This window comes from Pseudomonas sp. AC193, from assembly GCF_979258075.1.
This window is the reverse complement of the sequence record NZ_OZ409832.1, coordinates 3,908,303-3,923,336: the sequence shown is the minus strand read 5'-3', so window position 1 is coordinate 3,923,336 and position 15,034 is coordinate 3,908,303. Positions and strand designations below refer to the sequence as shown.

At 60.1% G+C, this 15,034-nt stretch carries 13 protein-coding genes; 5 read left to right on the top strand and 8 right to left on the bottom strand.

The window, feature by feature from the left end:
- Positions 1-213: 213 nt before the first annotated feature.
- Genes emhC through ACZZ0D_RS17685 form a run of 3 tightly spaced genes read right to left on the bottom strand, consistent with a single transcriptional unit; the run spans position 214 to position 5,984 of the window.
- Entirely contained in the window at positions 214-1,674 is a 1,461-nt protein-coding gene (gene emhC, locus ACZZ0D_RS17695; protein WP_053117884.1) for an efflux RND transporter outer membrane subunit EmhC, read from the bottom strand.
- Positions 1,671-4,823 (bottom strand): efflux RND transporter permease subunit EmhB, encoded by a 3,153-nt coding sequence (gene emhB, locus ACZZ0D_RS17690; RefSeq protein WP_463553903.1) that lies wholly within the window; start codon positions 4,821-4,823, stop codon positions 1,671-1,673. Before emhB ends, emhC begins: the two co-directional genes overlap by 4 nt.
- A 3-nt stretch (positions 4,824-4,826) precedes the next feature.
- On the bottom strand, positions 4,827-5,984 hold the full coding sequence (locus ACZZ0D_RS17685) for an efflux RND transporter periplasmic adaptor subunit (protein WP_053117889.1): 1,158 nt from the start codon (positions 5,982-5,984) through the stop codon (positions 4,827-4,829).
- A gap of 266 nt (positions 5,985-6,250) precedes the next feature.
- Between ACZZ0D_RS17685 and emhR the strand changes: the two genes are divergently transcribed.
- A complete protein-coding gene (gene emhR / locus ACZZ0D_RS17680; RefSeq protein ID WP_159815374.1) occupies positions 6,251-6,883 on the top strand; it encodes an efflux system transcriptional repressor EmhR in 633 nt (210 codons plus the stop codon).
- A gap of 365 nt (positions 6,884-7,248) precedes the next feature.
- Here emhR and ACZZ0D_RS17675 read toward each other — a convergent pair whose 3' ends face one another.
- From ACZZ0D_RS17675 to ACZZ0D_RS17665, 3 genes are read right to left on the bottom strand one after another with little or no spacing between them, the layout of a single operon-like run.
- Complete coding sequence (locus ACZZ0D_RS17675; protein ID WP_053117895.1) at positions 7,249-8,298, bottom strand: alkene reductase; 1,050 nt, start codon at positions 8,296-8,298, stop codon at positions 7,249-7,251.
- A gap of 30 nt (positions 8,299-8,328) precedes the next feature.
- Positions 8,329-9,495 carry an MFS transporter gene (locus ACZZ0D_RS17670; RefSeq protein WP_463553902.1) on the bottom strand — a complete coding sequence of 389 codons (1,167 nt, stop codon included), beginning with the start codon at positions 9,493-9,495 and terminating at the stop codon, positions 8,329-8,331.
- A gap of 34 nt (positions 9,496-9,529) precedes the next feature.
- Entirely contained in the window at positions 9,530-9,832 is a 303-nt protein-coding gene (locus ACZZ0D_RS17665) for an ArsR/SmtB family transcription factor (protein WP_016771327.1), read from the bottom strand.
- A 169-nt stretch (positions 9,833-10,001) separates the two neighbouring features.
- Here ACZZ0D_RS17665 and ACZZ0D_RS17660 point away from each other — a divergent pair, with 169 nt between their 5' ends.
- Positions 10,002-10,586, top strand: coding sequence for an acyl carrier protein phosphodiesterase (locus tag ACZZ0D_RS17660; RefSeq protein ID WP_401242578.1), 585 nt, complete (start codon positions 10,002-10,004; stop codon positions 10,584-10,586).
- A 223-nt stretch (positions 10,587-10,809) separates the two neighbouring features.
- On the opposite strand, the gene ACZZ0D_RS17655 is transcribed toward ACZZ0D_RS17660, so the two are convergent.
- The gene (locus tag ACZZ0D_RS17655; protein WP_463553901.1) at positions 10,810-11,604 is read right to left on the bottom strand and encodes a lysophospholipid acyltransferase family protein; all 795 of its coding nucleotides are present in this window, start codon (positions 11,602-11,604) and stop codon (positions 10,810-10,812) included.
- Positions 11,604-12,359, bottom strand: a complete 756-nt coding sequence (gene olsB, locus ACZZ0D_RS17650) for an L-ornithine N(alpha)-acyltransferase (protein ID WP_008080112.1) — start codon at positions 12,357-12,359, stop codon at positions 11,604-11,606. The genes ACZZ0D_RS17655 and olsB overlap by 1 nt, the downstream gene beginning before the upstream one ends.
- Positions 12,360-12,512: 153 nt before the next feature.
- Here olsB and ACZZ0D_RS17645 point away from each other — a divergent pair, with 153 nt between their 5' ends.
- The 3 genes from ACZZ0D_RS17645 (at position 12,513) to ACZZ0D_RS17635 (ending at position 14,927) form a co-directional block, all read left to right on the top strand.
- A complete protein-coding gene (locus ACZZ0D_RS17645; protein WP_463553900.1) occupies positions 12,513-13,391 on the top strand; it encodes an acyl-CoA dehydrogenase middle domain-containing protein in 879 nt (292 codons plus the stop codon).
- A 168-nt stretch (positions 13,392-13,559) separates the two neighbouring features.
- On the top strand, positions 13,560-14,570 hold the full coding sequence (locus ACZZ0D_RS17640) for a serine hydrolase domain-containing protein (RefSeq protein WP_463553899.1): 1,011 nt from the start codon (positions 13,560-13,562) through the stop codon (positions 14,568-14,570).
- A 60-nt stretch (positions 14,571-14,630) separates the two neighbouring features.
- Complete coding sequence (locus tag ACZZ0D_RS17635) at positions 14,631-14,927, top strand: amidase (protein WP_463553898.1); 297 nt, start codon at positions 14,631-14,633, stop codon at positions 14,925-14,927.
- Positions 14,928-15,034 lie beyond the last annotated feature (107 nt).

Genomic DNA, 15,034 nt, shown 5'->3' with positions numbered 1-15,034 from the left:
CGGGTTTTGGGCGATTATCGAACGCAAGATTGGGCCGGTTTTTTTGGGTGAATGTGAGGGCCTCTTCGCGAGCAAGCCCGCTCCCACATTTGGAATGCGTACCCCTGTGGGAGCGGGCTTGCTCGCGAAGGGGCCAGTTCAGGCAATACAACTTTATGGCAGGCAACAAAAAGCCCACCAATCGGTGGGCTCCTTGTTTTCACTTGATGATGATCAGAACAATCTCATCTTCGGTGCTTCTTCTTTCACCGGCTCGTTCTTCGCGGTTTGCGAATTCCAGCCGCCACCCAAAGCCTTGTACAGGTTGACCGCACTGGTCAGCTGCGCGAGGCGGTCGGTGATCAGTGCTTGTTGCGCGCTGAACAGCTGACGCTGGGCATCGAGGAAGGTCAGGTTGCTGTCGACACCGATGCGGTAACGACGCTCGGCCAGGCGGTAGTAATCCTGGTTGGCCTGAACAAAGTCACGCTGCGCTTGCAGCTGCTCGGTGTAGGTCTGGCGGGCGGCCAGGCCGTCGGCGACTTCCTGGAAGGCGGTTTGAATCGACTTCTCGTAGTTCGCCACGCCAATGTCCTTCTGGATCTTGGCGTAGTCGAGGCTGGCGCGCAGGCTGCCGGCGTTGAAGATCGGCAGGTTGATCTGCGGCGAGAACAGCCACGTCCCCGAACCACCCTTGAACAGACCGGACAGATCCGGGCTCAGGGTGCCCGCGTTGGCGGTCAGGCTGATGCTCGGGAAGAACGCTGCACGGGCCGCGCCGATGTTGGCGTTGGCCGCTTTCAGGTTGTGCTCGGCTTGCAGAATGTCCGGACGACGTTGCAGCAGATCCGATGGCAGACCCGGCGGTACGTCGCTGAGCAGATCATCCGACAGCGGTTTGGCCGCTTGCAGGTTGGCCGGGATACCGGTGCCGAGCAGCAGGGTCAGGCTGTTTTCGTCCTGAGCGACTTGGCGGGTATAGCGCGCCAGTTGTGCACGGGCGTTTTCCACCGAGGTACGCGACTGCGCCAGATCCAGTGCCGAAGCGACACCGACTTCGTTGCTGCGGCTGGTCAGCTTGTAGCTTTCTTCAAAGGCACCGAGGGTGTCCTGGGTCAGCTTGAGCAGTTCCTTGTCCGCTTGCCAGGTCAGGTAAGCATTGGCGACGCTGGCGACCAGACTGATCTGGGTGCTGCGACGGGCTTCTTCCGTGGCGAAGTATTGTTGCAGCGCTTGTTCGCTCAGGCTGCGAACGCGACCGAACAGGTCGAGTTCGTAGGCGCTGATGCCAACGGTGGCCGAGTACGAGCTGCTGATCATCGACTCGCCGGTCTGCGAAGCGCGCTCCGGAAGACGTTGACGGCTGCCGGAGCCATTGGCCGAAATCGCCGGGTACAAGTCAGCACGCTGAATGCGGTATTGAGCCGCGTAAGCGTCGATGTTCAGTGCCGCGACACGCAGGTCACGGTTGTTTTCCAGCGACACCTGGATCAGCTGTTGCAGGGCAGGGTCGTGGAAAAACTGCTTCCAGCCCTGCTCGGCAGCGGCTTGCGCCGGTGCCTGGGCCGGCGAGTACGCCGGCCCTTGCGGGTACTGGCCTGCGACCGGAGCCTCAGGCTGCTGATAATCAGGTATCAGCGAGCAACCGCTCAGCACGAAGGCGGCGACTGCGATGGAGAGTAGCGACTTGCTCATTGGCCAGCCTCTTTAGGAGTTTCTTTAGCTTTGTCATCTGGATCGGCGATTTTACGCTGGCCGATGGACGAAACCGTAACGAAGAACAGTGGAACCCAGAAGACCGCCAGGATCGTGGCTGTGAGCATACCGCCAATTACGCCGGTACCGATCGCGTGTTGGCTGCCCGAACCGGCACCGGTGGAGATAGCCAACGGTACAACACCGAGGACGAAGGCCAGCGACGTCATGATGATCGGTCGCAGACGCATGCGGCAGGCTTCGATCGCTGCATCACGCAGGCTACGCCCTTGTTCATGCAGTTCCTTGGCGAACTCGACGATCAGAATGGCGTTTTTAGCCGCCAGACCGATGGTCGTCAACAGACCCACCTGGAAGTACACGTCGTTGGACAGACCGCGCAGGCTGGTGGCCAGCAGCGCACCGATGATCCCCAGCGGCACCACGAGCATAACGGCGATCGGAATAGACCAGCTCTCGTACAGCGCCGCCAGACACAGGAACACCATCAGCAGCGACAGGGCGTACAGCGCCGGCGCTTGCGAACCAGACAGACGTTCTTCATACGACAGACCGGTCCAGGAGATACCGACACCCGCCGGCAGCTTCTTGGCAATCGCTTCGACTTCGGCCATCGCATCACCGGTGGAGTAACCCGGCGCCGGAGAACCGAGGATCTCCATCGCTTCTACACCGTTGTAACGCGCCAGTTTCGGCGAACCATAGATCCACTCGCCCTTGGCGAATGCGGAGAACGGCACCATGGTTCCGGCGCTGTTGCGCACGTACCATTTCTTCATGTCTTCGGGGCTCATGCGAGCACCGGCCTGACCTTGCACGTACACCTTCTTCACCCGACCACGGTCGATGAAGTCGTTGACGTAGCTACTACCGAAGGAAATCGACAGCGTGCTGTTGATGTCGGAAATGCTCACACCCAGGGCGCGCGCTTTCTCGTCATCGATTTCCAGATGGTATTGTGGCTCGTCGTTCAGGCCGTTCGGACGTACCTGGTAGAGCACCTTGCTCTGCGCGGCCAGACCGAGGAACTGATTACGCGCTTCCATCAACTTGTCGTGACCGATACCGGCACGGTCTTGCAGGAACACGTCGAAACCGGTGGCGTTACCCAACTCCAGTACCGCTGGCGGGGCGAAAGCAAACACCATCGCGTCGCGGAAGGTGAAGAAGTGCTGCTGCGCACGCTGGGCGAGGGCAAACACGCTGTTGCTGGCGTCACGCTCGTCCCACGGTTTGAGCATGATGAACGCCAGACCCGAGCTCTGCCCACGACCGGCGAAGTTGAAGCCGTTCACGGTGAACACCGAGGCCACCGCGCCGGACTCTTTCTCCAGCAGGTAGGAACGCATTTCGTCGATGACGACTTGGGTACGTTCAGCACTGGAACCGGCCGGGGTTTGCACCTGAGCGAACAGTACGCCCTGGTCTTCTTCCGGCAGGAACGCGGTCGGAATGCGCGTGAACAGCCAGATCATGCCAACCACGATCAGCAGATACGCCAGCAGGTACGGGGCTTTGCGCGACAGCATGTTGCCAACGCCGCGCTCGTAGCTGCGAACGCCACGGTCGAAGTTGCGGTTGAACCAGCCGAAGAAGCCTTTTTTCGGTGTGCCGTGCTCGCCTTTCGGAATCGCCTTGAGCATGGTGGCGCAGAGCGCCGGGGTGAAGATCAGCGCAACCAATACCGACAGGGCCATGGCCGAGACGATGGTGATCGAGAACTGTTTGTAGATCACACCGGTGGAGCCGCTGAAGAACGCCATCGGCAGCAATACCGCCGACAGCACCAGCGCAATACCGACCAGTGCGCCCTGGATCTGGCCCATGGACTTTTTGGTCGCTTCCTTCGGTGACAAGCCTTCTTCGCTCATCACCCGTTCGACGTTTTCCACCACAACGATGGCATCGTCCACCAGCAAGCCGATGGCCAACACCATACCGAACATGGTCAGGGTGTTGATGCTGAAACCGAACGCCGCGAGGATGCCGAATGTACCGAGCAATACTACCGGCACGGTCATCGTGGTGATGACGGTGGCGCGGAAGTTTTGCAGGAACAGGAACATCACCAGGAACACCAGCACGATCGCCTCAACCAGGGTTTCAACCACACCCTTGATCGACTCGGTCACCACCGGGGTGGTGTCGTACGGGAACACCACTTCCATGCCTTCCGGGAAGAACGGCTTGAGCTCGTCAATCGTCTTGCGCAGGGCTTTGGCGGTGTCGAGGGCGTTGGCGCCGTTGGCCAGCTTCACCGCCAGACCGGACGATGGCTTGCCGTTGAACTGGGCCGAAATGGTCGAGTTTTCGCCACCCAGACCGACATCGGCAACGTCACCGACACGAACTTGCGAACCGTCCTGATTGACCTTCAGCAGAATCGCCTTGAACTGCTCGGCAGTTTGCAGACGGGTCTTGCCGATGATCGTGGCGTTCAGTTGCTGGCCTGGCAGCGCCGGCAAACCGCCGAGCTGACCGGAGGAGACCTGGACGTTCTGCGCCGAGATCGCGGAGCTGACGTCGGCCGGGGTCAGGTTGAATTTGTTCAACTTGGCCGGGTCGAGCCAGATGCGCATCGCGTACTGGGCGCCGAAGACCTGGAAGTCACCGACACCGGCGGTACGCGAGATCGGATCCTGCATGTTCGACACGATGTAGTTGGACAAGTCGTCCTTGGTCATGCTGCCGTCACGCGATACCACGCCGATCACCAAGAGGAAGTTTTTCACTGCCTTGGTCACACGGATACCTTGTTGCTGCACTTCCTGCGGCAACAGCGGGGTGGCCAGGTTCAGCTTGTTCTGAACCTGAACCTGCGCGGTGTCGGAGTTGGTGCCTTGCTCGAAGGTCGCGGTGATGGTCATGCTGCCGTCGGAGTTACTTTCCGACGACACATAACGCAGGTTGTCGATACCGTTGAGCTGCTGCTCGATGACCTGAACCACGGTGTCCTGCACGGTCTGCGCCGAAGCGCCCGGGTAGGTCACGGAGATCGCAATGGCCGGTGGCGCAATGCTCGGGTACTGGTTGATCGGCAATTTCAGAATCGAAAGTGCCCCGACCAGCATGATCACCAGGGCAATTACCCAGGCGAAAATCGGACGGTCGATGAAGAATTTTGACATGAGTTACTCCCCTTTGCCGCCAGCGGCTTTGTCAGCAGGCTGAGCGGGGGCCGGGTTCTTTTTCGCTACGTTGGTGGCTTCGGTCGGGTTGACTTGCACGCCCGGACGAACGTATTGCAGGCCTTCGGTGATCAGACGATCGCCGGCTTTCAGGCCGTCCTCGATCAGCCACTGGCTGCCGACGGTGCGGCTGGCCTTGAGCTGACGCAGCTCGACCTTGTTGTCGGCGCCAACGACCAGTGCGGTCGGGGTGCCTTTGAGGTCGCGAGTCACGCCTTGTTGCGGTGCCAGAATTGCTGCGGCATTAACACCAGCCTGCAATTGAGCGCGGACGAACATGCCCGGCAGCAGGGTGTGATCCGGGTTCGGGAACACGGCGCGCAGGGTCACGGAACCGGTAGTCGGGTCGACCGACACTTCGGAGAATTCCAGCTTACCGTCGAGCTTGTACTGGCTGCCGTCTTCCAGGGTCAGCTTGACCGCTGCCGAGTTCTCGCCGGATTTTTGCAGGCGACCGCTTTCCAGCTCGCGGCGCAGTTCCAGCAATTCAACCGAAGACTGGGTCACGTCGACGTAAATCGGGTCCAGCTGCTGGATCGTTGCCATCGCATCGGTCTGGCCATTGTTGACCAGCGCACCTTCGGTGACCGAAGAGCGACCGATACGGCCGGAGATCGGCGCGTACACCTTGGTGTAACGCACGTTGATCTGCGCGCTCTGCAACGACGCTTCCGATTCCATGCGGTTGGACACGGCGGTGTCGTATTCCTGACGGCTGACGGCTTGTTCATCGACCAGTTGCTTGTAGCGATCGGAGATCGACTTGGTCGAACGCAGGTTGGCTTCGGCGCTTTTCAGGGTCGCTTCGTACACGGCTGGATCGATCTGATACAGCTGCTGGCCGGCTTTGACGTCGCCACCTTCCTTGAACAGACGCTTGAGAATGATGCCGTTGACCTGTGGTCGAACTTCGGCAACGCGGAACGCGCTGGTGCGGCCCGGCAGTTCCGAAGTGAGGGTAAAGGCTTGTGGTTGCAGGGTAACGACGCCGACCTGAGGGGGCGGAGCGGCCGGTGCCGCTTCTTCCTTTTTACATCCGCTGAGCAGCGATGCCAGGGCGACGGCAGTGACCAGAGCGGTAACAGCTGGCTTGAATTGCATGAAAATCCTCGGGTCAGGCGCGCAAAAAGCGCACAAGAAGTGTGGAAGGGTAAAAAAAGGGTACCGGGTGGATAAGTAGCTTGCTAAGGAATATACTTACGTTCATGGTTGTTTGTAAACACCTTGGCGTCGTACCCACCCTGTTACAAAAGTCGTCGCAAGGTAAGAAATTGTAGGCCGGGGAGCCGATCCGCGAGAGATCACCCCCTCTTTATTCAGCGGATATTCAGCCATCCCTGAAACATCCTGTTTGAGGTTTTACTGCCATGGTCCGTCGTACCAAAGAGGAAGCTCAGGAAACCCGCAACCAGATTCTGGAAGCGGCGGAGAAAGCCTTTTATGAAAGGGGCGTCGCTCGTACGACGCTGGCGGACATCGCGACCCTTGCCGGCGTCACGCGTGGCGCTATTTATTGGCATTTCAGCAATAAAGCCGACCTGCTTCAGGCCATGCTCGACACCCTGCACGAAACGCTGGATGAGCTGGCCAAGGCCAGCGAGAGCGAGGACGAACTCGATCCGCTGGGCTGCATGCGCAAGCTGTTGATTCATTTGTTTCATCAAATTGCACTGGATCCGAAAACCCGGCGTATCAACGAAATTCTGTTTCATAAGTGCGAATTCACCGATGAAATGTGCGATTTGCGCCAGCAGCGCCGGTCGGCCAGCCTCGAATGCAATGATCGCATCGGGCTGACCCTGCGTAATGCGGTAAATCGCGGCCAGTTGCCGGAGGATCTCGACACTGCCCGCGCGGCCATCAGCATTCATGCCTATATTGACGGCCTCCTGTACGGATGGCTTCTGGCACCGGACAGCTTTGAGCTGCATGCCGAGGCCGAGCGTTGGGTCGATACAGGGTTGGATATGCTGCGCCTGAGCCCTAGCCTGCGCAAATGAAACAAAATGCGTAATTGGCACAGCTTATGTCAATTGGCCTGCTTTTACTTACGTTTGCCGGGGCGCAGTTTATACGGTGCGAACTGAGCATTTTGTAGGGAATTTGTTTCTTCTGTGTGAAACGTGTGTGGCCGCTTGCCCTCTCCCAGAGGTAGAGGGACTGATCGGCGGGGTCTTTCGAGATACGCCGACGTGAAATATCCCGCCGAACTCAGGTTTCGAACATCCTCGATCGGCTCCCTCTCCCTCGGGAAAGCGCTGAGGTGAGGAGCTACATACTCAGCCTCGCAATCGCGTTCCAAGTGAACACAAAAAAAGCCCCCGACTCTCACAAGTCGGGGGCTTTTGCGTTTCTGGGTGATGCCTTACAGCGTCGGATAGTCGATGTAACCAACCGGCCCCTTAGCGTAGAACAACTCCGGACGCGCTTCATTCAACGGCGCATCAGCCTGCAAACGCGCTGGCAGATCCGGGTTGGCAATAAACGGCACGCCAAACGCCACAGCATCAGCCTTGCCACTCGCCAGCCACGCGTTGGCGCTGTCCTTGGTGAAGCGTTCGTTGGCGATGTACGGGCCACCGAAAGCTTCTTTCAGTTGCGGGCCGAGGCTGTCGGCGCCTTCTTTCTCACGGGAGCAGATGAACGCGATACCGCGCTTGCCCAGCTCACGCGCGACGTAGGTGAAGGTTTCGGCCAGGTTGTCGTCGCCCATGTCGTGGGAGTCGGCGCGCGGTGCCAGGTGCACACCGACACGGCCGGCACCCCAGACTTCGATCGCTGCGTCAGTCACTTCCAGCAACAGGCGCGCACGGTTTTCCAGGGAGCCGCCGTAGTTATCGGTGCGCTGGTTGGTGCTGCTTTGCAGGAACTGGTCGAGCAGGTAACCGTTGGCGCCGTGGATTTCCACGCCGTCAAAACCGGCGGCTTTGGCGTTCTCGGCACCGGTGCGGTAGGCGTCGACGATGTCGGCGATTTCAGCGGTTTCCAGTGCGCGCGGAGTCGGGTAGTCGGCCATTGGACGAACCAGGCTGACGTGACCTTTTGGCTGGATGGCGCTCGGTGCAACCGGCGCTTCACCGTTGAGGTACGACGGGTGGGAGACGCGGCCGACGTGCCACAGTTGCAGGAAGATCTTGCCGCCAGCGCCGTGAATGGCTTTGGTCACATTGGACCAGCCGCGCACTTGGTCGTTGGACCAGATGCCCGGGGTGTCCGGATAGCCCACGCCCATTGGCGTTACCGAAGTGGCTTCGCTGAGGATCAGGCCGGCGGAAGCGCGCTGTACATAATATTCAGCCATCAGCGCGTTCGGTACGCGGCCTTCATCGGCGCGGCAGCGGGTCAGCGGGGCCATGATGATGCGGTTGGCCAGTTCGACGTCGCCGAGTTTGATGGGATCAAAAATAGTTGCCATGTCTACAACCCTCGTAAAAGTGAAAGTTAATCAGTGAGTCGCGGGGGCCAGATCGGCATTGCCGTTCTGACGGAAAGTAATCAGGGTCACCAACAGCGCCAGTACCGCGAGGGCACCGCCGGCGAGCGGCACGCTGGTCAGGCCGTAACCGTGGGCGATGACGCTGCCGCCGACCCAGGCGCCGAGGGCGTTGCCGACGTTGAAAGCGCCGATGTTCAGGGTCGACACCAGGTTCGGTGCGGCTTTGCCGAAGGTCACCACGTTGACTTGCAGGGCCGGCACGGCGGCGAAGCAGGCGACAGCCCAAAGGAACAGGGTGATTTCAGACGGAATCAGCGCGACGCTGGTCCAGGTCAGCACGGTGGAGATCACCGCCATGGCGATGAACACGCCGATCAACGTGGCGGCCATGCCTTTGTCGGCGAGTTTGCCGCCGATGATGTTGCCGACAGTCAGACCGAGGCCGATCAACATCAGCGTCCAGGTCACGCCACGCGGCGAGACGCCGGTGACTTCGCCAAGCAGCGGCGCGACGTAAGTGAACACGGTGAAGACGGACGCGGCGAACAGCGCGGTCATGCTCAGCGACAGCCAGATACCGGCACCTTTGAGGGCGGCGAGTTCGGCGCGCATGTCGAGTTTTTCTTCGTCACGCTTGGCCGGCAGGAAGCGGATCAGGCCGATCAGCGCGATCACGCCAATCACGGTCACTGCCCAGAAAGTCGAGCGCCAGCCGTATTGCTGACCCAGCGCAGTGCCCAGTGGAACGCCAAGCACGTTGGCCAGGGTCAGACCGGTGAACATCAATGCGACGGCCGAAGCACGTTTGTTGGCCTGCACCAGATTGGCGGCAACGACCGAACCGATACCGAAGAAAGCGCCGTGGCAGAGGGCCGTGACTACACGGGCGAACATCAACACGTTGTAGTCACTGGCGATGGCGCAGAGCAGGTTGCCGACAATAAAGATGCCCATCAACGCGACCAGTGCCGCCTTGCGCGGCAGTTTGGCGGTGGCCAGTGCCATGAACGGCGCACCGATGGCCACGCCCAAGGCGTAACCAGTCACCAGCCAGCCGGCGCCGGGGATCGACACACCGAGGTCAGCCGCGACATCGGGCAGCAGGCCCATGATGACGAATTCGGTGGTGCCGATGGCAAAGGCGCTCAAGGCGAGGATGAGTAGCGAGAGGGGCATGCGGGTTTCCTTGTCGGCTGGCTGACGTTAAGGGTCAGAGCTCTTTACTGAGGGTGCTGAGGAACGCCTGGATCACGTCCTCGTTACGTTTGAAAAAGTGCCATTGCCCGGCCTTCTGGCTGCTGATCAACCCGGCGCGTTGCAACGTTGCGAGGTGGGCAGAAACGGTCGACTGCGACAGGCCGCAGCGCTGATCGATCTGTCCGGCGCAAATGCCGTACTCGTGGTTGTGCAACTGTTCCGGGAATTCGCCTTTCGGGTCTTTCAGCCAGTTGAGGATGTCTCGCCGTACTGGGTGCGCCAGGGCTTTTATTATTTCGTCGAGGTCAAGGTTCATGGCAGGGTGCTCGGTTGTGTACAACGCTATATCGCGATGAGGCGAACTTTAAATCGGTACTTCGCGATATACCAATATGATTTTGGTCTGATGAGCGCATAAATCGGTATATCGGGTTATAACGATATGGTGAGGTGTCGATTGCAGGGCGCGGTGCTAAGCTGCGCCCATGAACTATCTCGCACATTTGCACCTCGGTGGCCAGCGCCCCGGGCAATTACTCGGCAGCCTCTATGGCGACTTCGTCAAAGGGCGGTTGCAAGGGCAGTTTGCGCCGGAGGTGGAAGCGGCGATTCAGCTGCATCGACGGATTGACGTGTTTACTGATCGCCATCCCTTGGTGGATGTCGCCTTGGGGCGGTTTACCGAAACGCGGCGGCGTTATGCCGGGATCGTGCTTGATGTGTTTTTTGATCATTGTCTGGCGCGGGATTGGCGGTTGTATGCCGATCAGCCGCTGGAGGTTTTTACGGCTGATGTGTATCGGGTGCTGACCCACGAGCGGGAGCTGCCCGAGCGACTGGCGAAGATTGCGCCGCACATGGTTGCCAATGACTGGTTGGGTTCGTATCAGGAATTTGAAGTGCTGGAACAGGTGTTGCGCGGGATCTCGCGGCGGCTGAGCCGGCCCGAGGAACTGGCGGGGGCGATGCAGGAATTGCGGCGGTTGTATGAGCCGTTGAGTGAAGATTTTAGATTGTTCTACCCACATCTCCAGGACTTCGCCCAAAACCCCCAGACACCGAATATCTAATGTAGGAGTGAGCCTGCTCGCGAAAGCGGTGGGTCAGTCACATTGATGTTGCCTGATGTACCGCTATCGCGAGCAGGCCCACTCCTACAGGGGATTTGTGTTTCAGGCAGTTCTCCAGGATTTTGCTGGGTTGCGGGATTAAGCAAGATCAAAAGATCGCAGCCTTCGGCAGCTCCTACAGGGATCGGTGTAGGAGCTGCCGAAGGCTGCGATCTTTTGCTTTTCAGGCGGCGATCAATTCGCCTGTGCGACGCGGTTCGGCAGGTTTCGCCACCTCACCAAACAACACCTTCTGCACCGCCTGCTGCGCTTCAAACGCCAGCGCCGCACGCTCACGACCCTGACAGGCAATCGGCTGAAGCAGGTGCACTTCAACGTCGCCGCAATCATTGCTGAACAAACGCATCAAGTGCGAGAGCAAATCATCGTCGCCAATAAACGGCGCCAGCGTATCGATCTCGCCGTCGCGCAGATAACGAATCGCCACCGGTTGCAGCATCACCTCGGAATCAATCGCCGCCGACAGCAAGCGACCGTGAAAGGTGCGCAGCGAGCGGCCATCCGTGGTGGTGCCTTCCGGGAACATCAGCAGCGGATGCGCGGTTTGCAGGTGACGGGTCATTTGCTTGCGAATCAACTGGCTATCGCCCGAACCGCGACGAATAAACAGACTGCCAGCCTTCGCCGCGAGCCAACCGGCGACCGGCCAGGTGCGCACTTCGGCCTTGGACAGAAACGACAGCGGCGTGAGCATGCCGAGCAACGGAATATCCGTCCATGACACATGATTGCTCACCCACAACATCGGCTGCTTCGGCAGCTCGCCGTGCACGGTCATGCGAAAGGGCAGGGCATTGCCCAAGCGTGCCATGAAAAAGCGCGACCAACGCTGGCGACGTTCCATCGAATGCGCCAGACCAATCCGTTCAAAAACGCCGAAGACACCGGCCATGGTCAGCCCCAGTGTCACCACGATCAGCACTCGCGCAATCCGCGCGTACACCCGCAACCGGCTCATCACACGGCCGCCTTGAAGTGCTTGGCGTAGCGCGGGCAGAGTTCGTCGCGCTTGAGCAGGATGAACACGTCGGCGACCTGAAAATCTTCGTCCCAGCACGGCTCGCCGCAGATCTTCGCGCCCAGACGCATGTAGGCCTTGAGCAGCGGCGGCATTTCCGCGATCACGTTCGATGGAATATCCAGCGTCGGCAGCGGTTTTTTCGGCTCGGCGCGCAGGTGTTCGGTGCACAGATAACGTTCGCGCAGACGCTGCATGATCGCGTGCGCCTGCACGCCGCCGTCCTGCATCGGGATGCTCGCGCAGCCCATCAGATAGCTGTAGCCGCCCTGATTCAACACCTCGGCCAACTCGCCCCACAACACGGCGATGGTGCCGCCATTGCGGTACGCCGGGTCGACGCAGGTGCGGCCGATTTCGAGGATCGGGCCTTGCAGATGCGCGAGGCCGTGCAGGCTGAATTCTTCTTCGCTGTAGAACTTGCCGAGGCTGCTGGCGGCGGTGTGGTCGAGCAAACGCGTGGTCGCCACCAACCGCCCGGTGTTCAGATCACGCACGCCGATGTGGCTGCAGTGAACATCATAATCATCCATGTCCAGACCCAGTTCCGCGCCTTTCAGCTTGGCGTTGAACTCGCCGCTGAACACGTTGAATCGCAGGGCCTGGGCTTGCTGCAAGGCCTCGGCGCCGATCAGGCGTTCGGCTTGCAGGCGGCGTTCATTGCCGGTGTCGCTGATGCGGGCGATCTGAGTCATGTGAATCTCCGTACGGGCCTTGAACCCGTCGTGGGTTGCAGCCGATCGACTTTCTTTATGCAGCCGTGTTGTGCAAAGTCAGGCTATGTAGCCCCGGTGTCATCGCCATGAACGTTCGGTGATGCTTATATGACAGCCCACAAGGAGCCTCCTATGCCCTGGCCAGATCTGCTGCAAAGCCGTGAACGAATGCCCGCCGTTGCTGACCTTGCCGAGGGTTTTGCGACGTTGTTGCAGCAGTTGGGCAACGTCACGCCGTTCGAATTGGCGGTCGCCGGTGGGCGGCGAATGGCGACGCCGGGGCTGGCGTTTCTGGTCGGTTATCAGGCGGCGTTGCGCATGTTGTGGCCGAGTGCGCCGCTCAGCCTTGGCGCTTTGTGTGCGACCGAACAGCGCAGTCTGCGCCCGCCAGACATGCAGACGCGGCTGACGGATTTGCGTCTGAGCGGACGCAAGGATTTCGTCACCGCCGGCGATGCGGCGGATTGGCTGTTGATCGCGGCGCGCAGTGAAGAGCCCGGCGAAAGTCCGCGCCTGAGTCTGGCCGTGGTCTACCCCGGCGAGCCCGGCGTGAGCGTGGAGAAATTGCCGGCGCTGCCGTTGATGCCGGACATCAGTCATGGTCGGCTGTTGCTCGATGGTGCGCTGTGTGAGTTGTTGGCCGGGGATGGTTGGGATGCTTACGTGAAGCCGTTTCGCACGCTGGAAGATGTTTATGTGCTGAGTGCGATGACCGCGTGGCTGTATGGCGTTGGGCAGGACAGCGATTGGCCGCAGACGCTGCTATTGCGTTTGCTGGCGCTGTTGGCCGGGTGTGCCGAGGCGAGCCGGCAGCCGCCGAATAATCCGGCCGGGCATGTGTTGTTGGCTGGGCTGTTTGCGCAGTTTGATGCGCTCAAGCCTGAGGTCGATCACGCGCTGGGGGAGAGTGGCTCGGAGTGGGCGCAGATGTGGCGGCGGGATCAAGGGGTGATGCAGTTGGCGGCGGGGGCTCGGGCTAAGCGTTTGGCAAAGGCGCTGGCGGTGGCATGACTGGCGCTTTCGCGAGCAAGCCCGCTCCCACAGTTGATCGAGTTCCTTCAATTGGAATGCAATCAAACTGTGGGAGCGGGCTTGCTCGCGAAGGCGGCCGAAAAATCACCACACCCCTGTCATAAACCCCGACTAATCTCAGCAGGTTCACCCCCAGAGCCCCTCACCATGTTCAAAGGCCTGACCCTGCTTCTGCTGCTGATCAGCTTCACCATTCAGGCCGAACCATGGCCCGGTGAGCAATGGCCGAGCGGCTCGCCCATCACCAATACTCAAGCGCTGGAAAACTACGCCTTCCCACCCCGCGACGACACCAGCCGCAAAGGCATCCGCACCGATGCGCTGCTGATCATCCGCGACGGGCAGATCATCTACGAACGCTACGCCGGCCCGACCAACGCGCAAACCCCGCACCTGACCTGGTCAATCAGCAAAAGCCTGATGGCCGCCGTCCTCGGTGTGGCGTACGGCGAAGGCCTGTTCAAACTTGAGGATCCGGCAGCGAAGTTTTACCCGCCGCTGGCTAAACACCCGCAGATAAAAATCGCTGACTTATTGCATTGGGCCTCAGGCCTCGACTGGCAGGAAGACTACGAATACGCCCCGCTGAAATCCTCGGTGGTGGCGATGCTCTACACCCGTGGTCACCGCGACATGGCGGCTTTTACAGCGGATCACGACAGCTACGCACCACCGGGTCAGGCTTTCCGTTATTCCAGTGGCGACAGCAATCTGCTCGCCGCCGCACTGAAAAACATCGTCGGCCCGCAGCGTTATCCCGACTATCCGTGGACAGCGCTGTTTGAGCCTTTGGGCATCCACCACGCCGTGTGGGAAACCGATGCGACGGGCACCTTTGTCGCTTCGTCTTACGCCTATCTCACCGCACGGGATCTGGCGCGAGTCGGGCTGTTGATGGCCCGCGACGGGCGTTGGGACGGACCAGCAGTTGCTGCCCAAGGATTGGCTCGGGTTCAACCTGAAACCGTTCGCCGGTTACCAGGCCCATCAGGACGAAGCCGTGCCCGGCGGACAGTGGTGGCTCAATCGAGCGGTAGATGGCGCAACGTCTCCGTGGCCCGAGGCGCCGCCCGATACCTTCGCTGCCCTCGGCCATTGGGGGCAGGCGCTGTATGTGATTCCCAGCGAGAAACTGCTGATCGTCCGTTATGGCGATGATCGCGATGGCAGTTATCGGCATAACGAGCTGCTCAAACGCGTGCTGCAGGCGGTGCGGCCATGAAGCGCTTTTTGCTGTTGCTGCTGGTTTTGTTGCTCGGCTGGATCGTCTATGAGCGCGAAAATCTGTGGGCCTTCCCGGACATCATCAGCGCCTACACCGCCAAGGAATATTGTTCGTGCCGGTACGTGATGAACAACGATGCAGAGTATTGCCGTGGCTACGTAAAACAATGGCTACCGACCAGCCTGTTCAGCGATGACCCGGCCCGCAAAACCATCACCGTCAGCGGCATGGGGCGCAGCAACAGCGCCCAGTGGCAAAGCGAACGCCAGGGCTGCCGCCTGAATCCCTGATCACACCGAATCGTCCCTGTAGGAGTGAGCCTGCTCGCGATGGCTGTGTGTCAGTCAACATAATTGTTTCTGATACACCGCCATCGCGAGCAGGCTCACTCCTACAA

Bases quoted from the DNA above. Each gene is read 5' to 3' on its own strand.
- emhC (WP_053117884.1), bottom strand. From the start codon at position 1,674: ATGAGCAAGTCGCTACTCTCCATCGCAGTCGCCGCCTTCGTGCTGAGC.
- emhB (WP_463553903.1), bottom strand. From the start codon at position 4,823: ATGTCAAAATTCTTCATCGACCGTCCGATTTTCGCCTGGGTAATTGCC.
- ACZZ0D_RS17685 (WP_053117889.1), bottom strand. From the start codon at position 5,984: ATGCAATTCAAGCCAGCTGTTACCGCTCTGGTCACTGCCGTCGCCCTG.
- emhR (WP_159815374.1), top strand. From the start codon at position 6,251: ATGGTCCGTCGTACCAAAGAGGAAGCTCAGGAAACCCGCAACCAGATT.
- ACZZ0D_RS17675 (WP_053117895.1), bottom strand. From the start codon at position 8,298: ATGGCAACTATTTTTGATCCCATCAAACTCGGCGACGTCGAACTGGCC.
- ACZZ0D_RS17670 (WP_463553902.1), bottom strand. From the start codon at position 9,495: ATGCCCCTCTCGCTACTCATCCTCGCCTTGAGCGCCTTTGCCATCGGC.
- ACZZ0D_RS17665 (WP_016771327.1), bottom strand. From the start codon at position 9,832: ATGAACCTTGACCTCGACGAAATAATAAAAGCCCTGGCGCACCCAGTA.
- ACZZ0D_RS17660 (WP_401242578.1), top strand. From the start codon at position 10,002: ATGAACTATCTCGCACATTTGCACCTCGGTGGCCAGCGCCCCGGGCAA.
- ACZZ0D_RS17655 (WP_463553901.1), bottom strand. From the start codon at position 11,604: ATGAGCCGGTTGCGGGTGTACGCGCGGATTGCGCGAGTGCTGATCGTG.
- olsB (WP_008080112.1), bottom strand. From the start codon at position 12,359: ATGACTCAGATCGCCCGCATCAGCGACACCGGCAATGAACGCCGCCTG.
- ACZZ0D_RS17645 (WP_463553900.1), top strand. From the start codon at position 12,513: ATGCCCTGGCCAGATCTGCTGCAAAGCCGTGAACGAATGCCCGCCGTT.
- ACZZ0D_RS17640 (WP_463553899.1), top strand. From the start codon at position 13,560: ATGTTCAAAGGCCTGACCCTGCTTCTGCTGCTGATCAGCTTCACCATT.
- ACZZ0D_RS17635 (WP_463553898.1), top strand. From the start codon at position 14,631: ATGAAGCGCTTTTTGCTGTTGCTGCTGGTTTTGTTGCTCGGCTGGATC.